At 50.6% G+C, this 12,821-nt stretch carries 8 protein-coding genes; all 8 read right to left on the bottom strand.

The genetic code is table 11. From position 1 onward, the window contains the following. Window positions 1-4: 4 nt before the first annotated feature. Entirely contained in the window at window positions 5-973 is a 969-nt protein-coding gene (locus tag Q8K39_RS00975) for a GGDEF domain-containing protein (protein WP_305257931.1), read from the bottom strand. Between the two features lie 185 nt (window positions 974-1,158). Next, window positions 1,159-1,707: a GNAT family N-acetyltransferase gene (locus Q8K39_RS00970; protein WP_305257930.1), complete on the bottom strand. Its 549-nt coding sequence runs from the start codon at window positions 1,705-1,707 to the stop codon at window positions 1,159-1,161. A gap of 17 nt (window positions 1,708-1,724) precedes the next feature. After that, window positions 1,725-2,831, bottom strand: a complete 1,107-nt coding sequence (locus tag Q8K39_RS00965; protein ID WP_305257929.1) for an HD-GYP domain-containing protein — start codon at window positions 2,829-2,831, stop codon at window positions 1,725-1,727. Window positions 2,832-2,944: 113 nt separating this feature from the next. After that, window positions 2,945-4,033: a DKNYY domain-containing protein gene (locus Q8K39_RS00960; protein ID WP_305257928.1), complete on the bottom strand. Its 1,089-nt coding sequence runs from the start codon at window positions 4,031-4,033 to the stop codon at window positions 2,945-2,947. A 183-nt stretch (window positions 4,034-4,216) separates the two neighbouring features. Further along, window positions 4,217-7,105, bottom strand: a complete 2,889-nt coding sequence (locus Q8K39_RS00955; RefSeq protein ID WP_305257927.1) for a pitrilysin family protein — start codon at window positions 7,103-7,105, stop codon at window positions 4,217-4,219. A 160-nt stretch (window positions 7,106-7,265) separates the two neighbouring features. After that, window positions 7,266-9,380, bottom strand: a complete 2,115-nt coding sequence (gene lpdA / locus Q8K39_RS00950) for a dihydrolipoyl dehydrogenase (protein ID WP_305257926.1) — start codon at window positions 9,378-9,380, stop codon at window positions 7,266-7,268. Between the two features lie 14 nt (window positions 9,381-9,394). Then, window positions 9,395-10,720 carry a dihydrolipoyllysine-residue acetyltransferase gene (gene aceF, locus Q8K39_RS00945; protein WP_305257925.1) on the bottom strand — a complete coding sequence of 442 codons (1,326 nt, stop codon included), beginning with the start codon at window positions 10,718-10,720 and terminating at the stop codon, window positions 9,395-9,397. Window positions 10,721-10,855: 135 nt separating this feature from the next. Continuing rightward, window positions 10,856-12,821, bottom strand: a 1,966-nt coding sequence (aceE, locus tag Q8K39_RS00940; protein WP_305257924.1) for a pyruvate dehydrogenase (acetyl-transferring), homodimeric type, incomplete at its 5' end; no start/stop codon positions are given.

Genomic DNA, 12,821 nt, shown 5'->3' with positions numbered 1-12,821 from the left:
CCCTCTATTCCATGGCCACGCGCACAGCGTTGCGCCCGGATAGTTTGGCTTCATAGAGCTTGGCATCCGCGCGCTGGAACCATGCTTCACCTTCTTCGTCAGCAATTTTCTTTGCCACGCCGATTGATACCGTGACAGGATAATCGCGTAACAATTGCGCTTTCTCGATCAGCGAGCGCAATTCTTCGGCAAAACGTGCTGCAGCAAAAACATCAGCACCCATGGCAACGATGACGAACTCTTCACCGCCATAACGGAAAAAACTGTCGGCAGTACGTATACGTGAGCGCAGCAGCGAGCAAAATTGTATCAAGACCTGGTCACCCACAGTATGACCAAACTGATCATTGATTTTCTTAAAATGATCAAGATCGAGTATCAGTATGCACGCATCTGTCTGGACCACATCCTTGGCGCAGAGGGTTTGCAGTTGTTTGTCAAAAGCACGGCGATTTCCAGCACCGGTTAAAAAATCTTTTTCGGCTTGCTGGTTCAATTCAAAATGCTGAAGGCTGGTACGGTCGGAAAAGATATAAGAAAACAAATTGACGAGCACCAGAGTCACGACCAGGCTGGACAAATCCAGTATCTGCATCGCACCATGCAATATCGCGATCAGACATAACAGTGATACGCTATTGATCAACAAGGCTTCTCTAGCCCTGAGTATGAAAAAGGCAGCAATCATGGTGGGATACACCCAGTACACGATAGGCACGCCTTTGACATAGATGGCGGCTAGCATGCCCAGCGAATAAAACACCGTGACAGCAATACCAGCAAGACGGACGCGCCGGGTACGCCAGACAAACACCATAATGCACAACATGCCAAGCACGATCAAGAGATCAACCGCTGCCATCAAAAAATTGCCCTGAAACAAGCGGACGATACCAAAGGGGAGAATGCTGGGTATACTCAAACCACACAGCATGAGCAAGACAACTTCTTCTTTTGAGCGTTTTAACAACATGCTTGCGTTCCTGGTCTTTGCTGGCCGTTGCTGACGATTGCTGGTAATTGAGTAGCAGCGCAGCTCAACAAGAATTGAGAGGCGGTTCAATGCCAGCCTAACTCAAGCTATAAGCAAATGTCCAACACTAAGCAACAAGCTTTGCAGGAAAAAAACAGTCTTACTAATTCACTACTGAAATTAGTTTATTTATCAGCAATATCAGGATCCAAAAGGGCATACATCCAAAAATTGCCGGGATTGCCACGCACCATGCGAAAAGCCCGCAAATAGCCCTCACGCTGGAAACCCATGCGTTCCAGCAATTGTATGGAAGGAGAATTACTGTCCAGCACGGTCGCTTGAATTCGGTTGTAGCCAGCTTGTTGAAACCCCCAGTCACAGAGCGCCATTGCAGCGGGCTGCATGATGCCCTTCCCCCAATATTCTGGTGCCAGATCATAGGCCAGCTCTGCACTGCGATTGATGTCCGAGATGGTATGAAAACCAACTGTGCCTATCAGCTTGTCATCTGAATGATTGACGATGGCAAGACGGATGGGCGAGTTAAGTTCCTTACTTTCATAGGCACCGAACTGTACAAGTAAATCGTCCTCATTGCGCAAATTCCAGCTAGTATGCCTGATCACATCCGGATTCTTGAGGTAACTGTACCAGGCATGTACATCGCTACGGCGTATATTGCGCAAGCCTATGTCTCTGATTGGAACTGTCGGTATTTTGTTTATCTGCATAAGATGTGTGCGAATGCTTATTGCCGGGCAATCAACTTGCGCACCACATCATTGAACATCTCTACCATCCGGGGATCAAACTGGCTTTCTATATTGGCATTGATCTCAGAAATCGCACTCAACAAACTACGCTTATAGCTACGATCTGAGCGTTCATTGGTGATAGAGCAAAAAGTATCCACTATCGCCAGCATACGCGCACCAGCATGTATCTCCTGCCCCTTCAATCCATTTGGATAGCCGTAACCGTCATACCGCTCATGGTGATCCAGTACAATGCGAGCAGCCTCGTCCCACCCACCAAAACGCAACAACATCTGGCTGCCAGTGACCACATGCTCTTGCACTATTTTCAGCTCTTCCCTGGACAAGCCCCCTTCTTTATTGAAAATGCTGTGCGGGATAAAGCTCATCCCGACGTCATGCATTAAGGAGGCTGCCTCCAATTGCCGTGCATCGACGGGGAAGCCCAAAGCTTCATTCAAAGACTGTGTCAGTTGAGCTGCCTGCTCACTGCGATTTTTTCTATAAATACTGAGGTGGTCGATTTGCTGCGCAAATCTGTGCATCATGAGCATGTCATCCTGCAACTCCAGCAGCACCTTCGGGGCTTTGCCGGAAGCCTCCTTGCTGCTGACTTTACCATCCAGCAAAGCAATCGCATCCTTGAATTGCTGCGGCTGAAAATCCTGATTGCCACTTTTTTGCAGGGCATCGCACAATTCATACAGTTTTTTGCGTCTGACATCGCTGGTGCTGCCGTTGGCAATCAAATCATTGAGCAAATCCTCGACTTCATCGATGGCCAGCAATAGAAACTCACCCAACTCCCGAAAATAAGGCGCTTGCTCTGCCCTCACTCTGGCGACGATCTCTTCAACACGGTGCAATAGCTCAACAAAGGGCGTCAATCCCACCATCTGGCAATTGCCTTTCAGCGAATGCATGGCGCGGAACAATCTGTGCACATACGCAGTACCACCATCATTATTGAGTTCTTTGACACAGGCTTCGGCTTCTTCGCAAGCTTCCCGCGTGCAGTCGACAAAGTCATCGATGATGGTACGCTCCATCCCCAAAAATTCAGGACAAGTGAAACTGTCAACGCTACTGGCTGTATTCATTTCTCAATGCCCCTGGTTGTCGTAGGTCAATATTGTTAAAAAATTATAGGATCAACTTCTGCAAAATATGCAGGTATATATGTAGATGAATAGGTAGATGTATAGGTAGCTGCCTATTTTTTTGCAGCTACCAGCTTGCCACCCAGATAATAGCGTGAAACATCATGTGCATCTGAATCGGTGTTCACGTCATAATTGCCAGCCACAAAACTGCTAGCATCGGCTGCTTCAAGCCAGATCACTTTGTTCAGGCTGGAATCTCTGTAGTAAACTCGTTTATTGTCTTTGAAATAAGCCCGTTCCAGCAATGTAAATGTAGCAGGATCAGCATCTGCAACAATTTGCAGGGGCTCAGGCGTACCAAAAAACACCACAAAAAGGTGCTGTCCATCTGTAGCATAGACAGCCAGATCCTGGTTTGACAACATGCGAAACTCCGCAGTAGAAACGCTTAGCCTGCAGACCTTGTCGAAAACAAATACCTGCTTATCATCCTTGGCGATATCGGGGCTTAGCAATTGAAAACTCACCGGATTCGCGCCCTGCAGCACTTGCCAGCCATAGTAGACTTGCTGGCTATCACTACCATAACGGCCACCCAAATGCCGGAATTCTGCAGGTTTGGCATCAGGCAGTTGGCGCCCCTCCAGATAAACATGGGCCTGGTCTTTCCAAAACAAGGAAGATCGCACGTCACCAGTCTGATTGTTTGGATTGCTGACACCAGTAAAGCTGGCGGCTTCGGCCCCAACTATCATCAGACCATCAAAATAAACATGCTTCTCATCAACGGCGTAGCGCGCATACTTCTCACCTATGGTCTTGAAGGTGGATCCCTGAGCGCCAGCGATACTCTTGCCATCGTAATATACCTTGTCTCCTTTCACAAAATAGCCGTTGCCCGAAATACCAGACACGACATTCATAATGAAGCGCGGATAACCAAACACCAGCGCCACCAACACCATCAGCACTACACTTGTTAGCAACGCCCGATCCGCAGAAATGCGAAAATAAGTCATCCCAAACAGCTTGTAACCGACAAAGATAATGACAGGGTAAAAGATAACCAGCAACAGAAATGCCAGATTGGATTTACTACTCTCTGAACCAGGCGCATCAAACAGCATCGGAGACATCATCATAAGCAAGGGCCATATCAGTAGGCCCAGGGTACTCAGAATATCCAGGAATAATTTCATTTTCACTTTCAAAGTCTTAGAGCCGCCTAACAACTCGTCATACGATAAATCTATCATCATTTTCAGAAAATGGCAGAAAAACACGCCTCTACCCTGAGTTTTTGGGGTACATCAACTTAAAAGCCCGACAATCACTAAGGATTGACGGGCTTTTAAGCTTGATTTTGACGATCTGACGTGTTTTTACTCTGCAAACACCTTGCTCGCAGGGATAATATTGACTGACTCAGCCTTGATGTTCAGCTTTCGCTTGCCAATGACCTGATCTTCATCCAGCAAGTCTTTAGGTTTGTCGGAATTGTATTTGATAGGCGAGAAGGCATCGGCGACCAATTTCTCTTTCAAATCAGCGGCGTCTTTGGCGATCATGACGACGGACAGATTTTCAGAACTCAGATGCTTTTTGATGGCAGCATTGACTTCATCCGCAGTCAGTGTCGCCAGCTTATCGCGCATCATTTTTGTGAACTCTGGCGTGCGATGCCATTGCGCATCGAGTGCATAACCGAGTTGCTGGTCCTGGGTGGCCGTCATCATGAAGACATTCTTCATGAGGTAGGCGCGGGTCATCTCGAACTGTTCTTTGCTCAAGCCTTGCTTGACCATTTTATCGAGTTCGGTAATTGCCACGCGCAAGGCCATGTGCGCATTTTCAGGTGCGACCGGACGTATCCAGATTTCAAACAACTGCGATTGACGGGCACGGTTGGCAGTTGGGAAGAACTGGAACATGCCACCAGGGAAGGCTTCAATATACGCATAATCACCATAGTTCATGCCACGTATTTCACGTATGCGCTGATACAGGTGGGATGAACTGGCCCTGTGTTCACCCAGCCAGGTCTTGGCGACCCATAGCGATACGAAGTCAGGATGAGCGCGCGTCACCGTGATAGGCAAACCCAAAGAAATTGCTGTTGCCCTGGTATTTTTTTCTATAATTTCTACATCCAGACCTTGCGTAGCCTTACCAGCTGGCGCAGCAATCGCCGGCAAGCCCTTGCCTGCTGGCAGCTTGGCGACAACCTGTTTAAGGGCATTCACCATCTCATCATTGACGTCACCCGAAATGCCAACATTAAGTGCGCCACTGGTATAAGCCTGCTTCCAGAATTGTTTGACGTCATCCAGGGTGATGGCTTCTATGCCTTTCAGCGTACCCAATACCGGATGGGCATAGGCAGAACCAGCAAAGACTTTGGTTTGCAGGCGTTCCTTGGCAAACTCTTCTTCATTGTTGTCTTTCAGATCAAGCAAGAGCGCATTCTTTTGCTCATCCTTGATACGGCGGAAGTCTTCTTCGCGGAAACCCGGTTCCAGCAATTGCGGCATGGCGATGCGCATATATTCTTGCCATTTATCCTTGTGCACGGAGCCAGTGAAGCTGGTCATTTCCTTGTCGGTCTGGGCTGAGAAGCTGGCCGCCATGGGGAACAGGGCTTTCTTGACTTCATCTATCTTGCGCTCTTTGGAACCGGCATTGTCTATCATCGCTGCCGTCATACGCGCCAGGCCTTCCTTGCCTGCCGGGTCTTGTGCAGAACCGGCATTGAATACCAGCTTGAAGCGTACCTGTGGCAATTTGGATGCCTGCACCAGCACATTGTATTTGCTGTAGTCAGGCTTTTCTATCAAGCTGGCCAATTTTGGCAGGGTTGCAATTTCAGCAGGCAAGGCATTGCTGGACAGCGTGCTGATTATCATGCCTTCATCGACCAGATATTTTTTCGCAGCAGCTTGCAAGTCGGCAGGTGTCAGGCTGTCGATGACTTGATAGAACTGATTCATGGTGGCATAGGAGCGCTTATAATGAACAAAACGCGCCAGCGTACCGGCAATCTGATCAGTATTATCGAGACTGCGTATCACGCCATATTTGAGCGCGGACTTGGCGTCGTCCAATTCCTTGCCAGACAAAGGTGCATGCGACAATACGGCGATTTTTTTCAATATCGCATCCCTGACATAAACCACATCTTCAGGCTTCTTGACGCGGGCAGCGATAGTCGCCAGACCGGGGTCTACGTTATCTGGCGTGTAATCAAATAACTGATCAACTTTTTGTTCATCCTGCTGCAAGCGTTTGTACAACTCCGAAGTCGCACCAAAAGACAGCGACAACAACATGCGCAGTGCAGCATGCTCCTTATTGGTGACTGAGAAGGCCGGTGCATGGAAAGACACTGTCACATAGGGCAGGGTCGAACTGGGCCAGGGCACGTGTTTGTAGTATGGACCATTTGCTGGCGGTTCTACAGGTACAGGCGCCTGCATTTTGCCACGCTGCCACTTGCCCCAGTATTTCTCTATCAGGGTGATGGTCGCCTTGGGATCGACATCGCCAGCAACAATCAGCGTTGTATATTCGGGCCTGTACCAGCGATCGAAGAATATTTTGGAGTAGGCAAACTGATTGGGCATGTCCTCAATATCCTTGAGGAAACCCATGGTGGTATGTTTGTAAGTATGCTTCTGGAAAGCCGTGTCACGCGTGACTTCGAACAACTTGCTGATAGGGTTGGCGCTATTTTTATTGTATTCACCCAGTACGGCGCGGGACTCTGTCTTGAAATCAGCTTCGCTATATGACAGATTCTGAAAGCGGTCAGCTTCTACCCGTAGTATGGTTTCCAGGTCTTCCTTGGAAAAAGTCGTGTGGTAGTTGGTCAGGTCATCACTGGTATAGGCATTTTGTCTGGCACCTGTGGCGGTCAGGATATCCTTGTACTTGTCTGCCGGAATTTCCTTGGTGCCACGGAACATCATGTGTTCGAAGAAGTGGGCAAAGCCCGATTTGCCTGGCTCAACTTCATTACGGGAACCAGTCTGCACCGGGATTTGCAAGGATACCAAATTTGGCAAACCAGTAGGCACGATGATGATTTTCAAGCCATTTGGCAAGAGCTTCTCGGTTGCCTGGAAAGGCAGCAAATCCTTGCCTGCCTGCGCCTTGCCAGCAGGCTTGTGTGCTGGCGTTGGTGTTTGTGCAGCCGCGCCCTGATTTTGTGCGAATGCTGGATAGACGATGCTGGCTAGCACCAGCGTCATGGCACAAGGTGCAAAAAATTCCATTGTATCCCCCGGTTAATAGATTTAAGCGATCTTATGAGTCTATGACTGCAAATACAAGAGCTAGTTCAGATTCTGAGGAAAGGTTCAAGGACAAAAAACAAAGCCCGGATACAATTTCCTGTATCCGGGCTTTGTCTGGTCCTGCTTATTAATTACATGCTTACTTCTTGCGTTGTGGTGGCAAATCTGTACAAACACCTTTGTACACCTCTGCCGCCATACCTATCGATTCACCCAGAGTAGGATGAGGATGGATGGTCTTGCCTATATCCACCGCATCTGCACCCATTTCAATCGCCAGGGCTATCTCGCCTATCATGTCACCAGCATGCGTGCCGACGATGCCACCACCGACGATGCGTTTGGTTTCTGCATCGAACAGCAACTTGGTGAAGCCTTCGTCACGGCCATTCGCCACTGCACGGCCAGAAGCTGCCCATGGAAAATGTCCTTTTTCGAGCTTGACGCCCTTGGCCTTGGCTTCATCTTCCGTCATACCTACCCATGCGACTTCAGGATCGGTGTAGGCGACGGATGGAATCACGCTGGCATCGAAGTAGGCTTTTTCACCGGAAGCGGCTTCTGCTGCCACATGGGCTTCATGCACGGCCTTGTGTGCCAGCATGGGTTGGCCAACCAGGTCCCCAATCGCAAAAATATGCGGCACATTGGTGCGCATTTGTTTGTCGACGTTAATGAAACCACGGTCAGTCACGGCAACGCCTGCCTTGTCGGCAGCAATCTTTTTACCGTTAGGGCTGCGGCCCACTGCAACCAGTACCAGGTCATAGACTTGTGGTGCAGGTGCAGTCCCGCCAGCTTCTGCCGCCTCGAAGGTGACCTTAATGCCTTCAGGCAGGGCTTCAATTGCAACCGTTTTGGTTTTCAACATGATGTTGTCAAAACGTTTTTCATTGAATTTTTGCCAGACCTTGACCATGTCACGGTCTGCTCCCTGCATCAGACCATCCAGCATTTCGACGACGTCAATGCGTGAACCCAGGGTGGAATACACAGTCGCCATTTCCAGACCGATAATGCCGCCACCGATGACCAGCATGCGTTTTGGTATTTGGCGCAATTCCAGCGCACCTGTGCTGTCAACAATGCGTGGGTCAGCCGGTACGAAAGGCAGGTTCACGACAGAAGAACCGGCAGCGATAATCGCCTGTTTGAACTGTACGGTCTTTTTGCTGCCATCCGCTGCAGTGACTTCGATGTGGTTAGGGCTGAGGAACTGGCCTACGCCCTGCACTACATTGACCTTGCGGGCTTTTGCCATGCCATTCAGGCCAGTCGTCATTTTCTTGATGACGCTTTCCTTGTAGCCGCGCAGTTTGTCGATATCGATTTCTGGCTTCGCGAATGTCACGCCATGTGCAGCCATTGATGCGGTTTCATCAATCACGGCAGCTACGTGCAACAGTGCCTTGGATGGGATACAACCTACATTCAGGCAGACACCACCCAGTGTTGAATAACGTTCGACCAGCACCGTATTCATGCCCAGATCAGCAGAACGGAAGGCAGCGGAGTAACCGCCAGGACCAGCGCCCAATACCATCATGTCGCATTCAACATCGACCTTGCCGGTGTAACCGGAAGCGATTGGCGCAGGGACGGCTGGAGCAGCAGCAGGTGCAGTTGCTGCTGGAGCGGCAACTGCAGGAGCAGACGCTGCCTGGCCTGCGGCTTCGACCAGCAACAGCAAGCTGCCTTCAGCAACCTTGTCGCCAACCTTGACCTTGATTTCTTTTACAGTACCGGCATGGCTGGATGGAATTTCCATACTGGCTTTGTCAGATTCGACAGTGATCAGCGACTGGTCAACCTTGATGCTGTCGCCAACCTTGACCATGACTTCGATGACTTCAACTTCCTTGAAATCACCAATATCAGGGACTTTGACTTCGACGATACCGACTGGTCCGGCAGGTGCTGCAGCCACAGGCGCGACGGTAGTGGGAGCTGCTGGTGCAGATGCAGGAGCAGTGGCAATTGCGGGAGCAGTCGCTGGTGCTGGACTTGCCGCAACACCTTCCGCTTCTATCACCAGCAACAAACTGCCTTCGGCAATCTTGTCACCGAGCTTGACTTTCAATTCCTTGATGACACCGGCGTGGCTGGACGGGATTTCCATGCTGGCCTTGTCGGATTCGACAGTCACCAGTGATTGATCAACCTTGATGGTGTCACCCACCTTGACCAGCAACTCTATGACTTCAACTTCCTTGAAATCACCGATATCGGGTACTTTGACTTCGATAGTGCTCATAGTCTGCTCTCCGTTCACAGCAAGGTTTTACGCAGATCAGCCAGGACATCAGCCAGATAAGCGGTGAACTTGGCAGCCATGGCACCATCAATGACGCGGTGGTCATACGACAGCGACAAAGGCAGCATCAGGCGTGGCTGGAATTGCTTGCCGTCCCAGACTGGTTTGATACTGGATTTGGACAAGCCCAAAATCGCCACTTCAGGCGCATTGATGATAGGCGTGAACGCCGTACCACCTATACCGCCTAGTGAAGATATGGTGAAGGTTGCGCCCTGCATGTCAGCAGGTTTCAGTTTGCCATCGCGTGCCTGGGCCGACAACTCGCCCATTTCAACCGCGATTTGCGACAGGGTTTTCTGGTCTGCGTTTTTAACGACAGGCACGACCAGGCCATTTGGCGTATCGGCAGCAAAACCGACGTTGTAGTACTGCTTCAGGATCAGGTTTTCACCTGTTGCATCGAGCGAAGAATTAAATGCCGGGAATTTTTTGAGTGCGGCAACGCTGGCCTTGATGACAAAAGCCAGCATCGTCAGTTTGACGCCGGATTTGACCAGGGCTTCATTCGAAGATTTACGGAACTCTTCAAGATCGCTGATATCAGCCTCATCAAATTGCGTGACATGCGGGATCATGACCCAGTTGCGATGCAGATTGGGGCCGCTGAGTTTTTTGATGCGTGACAAAGGCGAAGTCGTGGTCGCGCCAAACTTGCTGAAGTCCAGCGATGGCCATGGCAATACATCAAGACCGACACCACTGCCATTTTTTGCCGGAGCAGAAACCGCAGCAACAGCAGTACCACCCGCCATAATGCCCTTGACGAAGTTTTGTACATCTTCTTGCGTGATACGGCCTTTTTGACCGGAACCGGCCACGCGACTCAGATCTACACCCAGTTCACGCGCAAATTTGCGTATCGATGGTGAGGCATGGGCCTTGCCTGAGCTGGCTGTTGCTACAGGAGCAGCTGGTGCTGCTGCCGCTACTGGAGCAGGTGCAGGAGATGCTACAGGTGCTGGAGCTGGCGTTGCAGCTACTGGCGCTGGTGATGCTGCCGGAGCAGCCACAGGTGCCGTCGCTGGCGCTGCAGCACTTGCCGCAGCATCCACCACGACCAGCAAGGAACCTTCAGCTACCTTGTCACCAACCTTGACTTTAATTTCTGTGACCACACCAGCATGGCTGGATGGAATCTCCATGCTGGCTTTATCTGACTCTACGGTGATCAGTGACTGATCCACCTTGATGGTGTCGCCGACTTTAACCATCAGCTCAATGACTTCAACTTCCTTGAAATCACCAATATCCGGTACTTTGACTTCTACGCTACTCATAGTTTTCTCCATTGTCGCCCAGTGCAATCACAGGGCGGTTGGGGTGAAGCCAGTTTTTACTCTGGCTTCACGCTCATCCTGCCCCTCCCTACAAATGAAGGGAGCAGGAAATGTTAGTGGGTGTCAGACGTAAAATTACACAGTAACCGGATTAGGTTTATCTGCATTGATACCGTACTTGGCAATCGCCTGCGCCACCACGGATGCAGACAATGCACCTTCATCAGCCAGTGTCTTCAACGCAGCGATGACGACGAAGTAACGGTTGACTTCAAAGAATTCACGCAGTTTGGCGCGGGAATCAGAACGGCCAAAACCATCTGTACCCAAGACCTTGTAGCTGCGGTTTTTTGGTATGAAGGCACGTACCTGTTCAGCAAAGGTGCGCATATAGTCCGTTGCGACGACGATAGGGCCAGCCGTGTCTTTCAGGCATTGAGCGATGTAAGGCACGCGTGGTTCTGCGGTCGGGTGCAGCATGTTCCAGCGCTCAGCATCCTGGCCATCACGTGCCAGCAAGGTGAAGGACGGTGCAGACCAGACATCAGAAGCAATACCCCAGTCATTTTGCAACAATTCAGCACCGGCAATCACTTCACGCAAGATAGTGCCTGAGCCCATCAGTTGCACGCGGTGCTTGGTGGTTTGCTCGGATTTTTGCAACTGGTACAGACCCTTGATGATGCCCTCTTCCTGACCTGCCTTCAAACCTGGGTGGCTATAGTTTTCATTCATCAGGGTAATGTAGTAGAACACATCTTCCTGATCGGTCACCATGCGGCGCAGGCCGTCATGCATGATGACTGCCACTTCATGCGCGAAGGTCGGGTCGTAAGGAATACAGTTGGGGATGGTGGAAGCCAATACATGGCTGTGACCATCTTCATGCTGCAAACCTTCGCCATTCAATGTCGTACGGCCAGCAGTACCACCCAGCAAGAAGCCGCGTGCACGCATGTCACCAGCAGCCCAGGCCAGATCACCAATACGTTGCAGGCCGAACATCGAGTAATAGGTATAGAACGGGATCATGACGCGGTTATTGGTCGAGTAGGAAGTCGCGGCAGCGATCCATGAACTCATGCCACCAGCTTCATTGATACCCTCTTGCAAAATCTGACCGGCTTTGTCTTCGCGGTAGTACATGACCTGATCTTTATCGACAGGTTCATACAACTGACCGACCTGGCTGAAGATACCGATCTGACGGAACAGGCCTTCCATACCAAATGTACGGGATTCATCGACCATGATAGGCACCACGCGCTGACCCAGGCTGGCATCGCGCAACAAGGCAGTCAGGATACGGACATAAGCAGCAGTCGTGGAAATTTCACGGCCTTCTGCCGTTGGTTCCAGCATGGCCTGGAAGGCTGTCAGTTCAGGCACCACCAAAGCCTCGTCGGCTTTTTGACGACGTTGTGGCAAATAACCACCAAGCTCTTTACGGCGCGCATGCAGGTATTGCATTTCTGGCGTGTCGTCAGCCGGTTTGAAGAACGGGATGGCTGGCAATTCAGCGTCAGCAATCGGCAACTGGAAGCGGTCACGCATGGCCTTGATGGCTTCGTCATCAAGCTTCTTGGTGTTGTGCGCAGTGTTGCGTGCTTCGCCGGATTTGCCAAAGCCAAAGCCCTTGATACTCTTCGCCAGGATGACAGTAGGCTGGCCCTTGTTTTCCTGGGCGACTTTGAACGCAGCATAAATCTTGTGTGGGTCATGGCCACCACGGGTCAGACGCCAGATGTCGTCATCCGACATTTTGCTGACCATTTCCAGCAATTTTGGATGCTTGCCAAAGAAGTTGGCGCGTACATAGGCACCATCCTTGGCTTTGTAGTTCTGGTATTCGCCATCGACAGTTTCCATCATCACTTTTTGCAGGATGCCGTCTTTGTCTTTCGCCAGCAATTCATCCCAGCCGCTGCCCCAGATGACTTTGACGACATTCCAGCCTGCGCCACGGAAATCTGATTCCAGTTCCTGAATGATCTTGCCATTGCCACGTACCGGGCCATCCAGACGTTGCAGGTTACAGTTAACGACCATGACCAGGTTGTCCAGCTGCTCACGCCCGGCCATGCCGATCGCGCCCATGGAT

This window comes from Undibacterium sp. (assembly GCF_030683615.1).
GTDB classification, from domain to species: Bacteria; Pseudomonadota; Gammaproteobacteria; order Burkholderiales; family Burkholderiaceae_D; genus Undibacterium; species Undibacterium umbellatum.
This window is presented reverse-complemented; position numbering and strand designations above follow the sequence as displayed.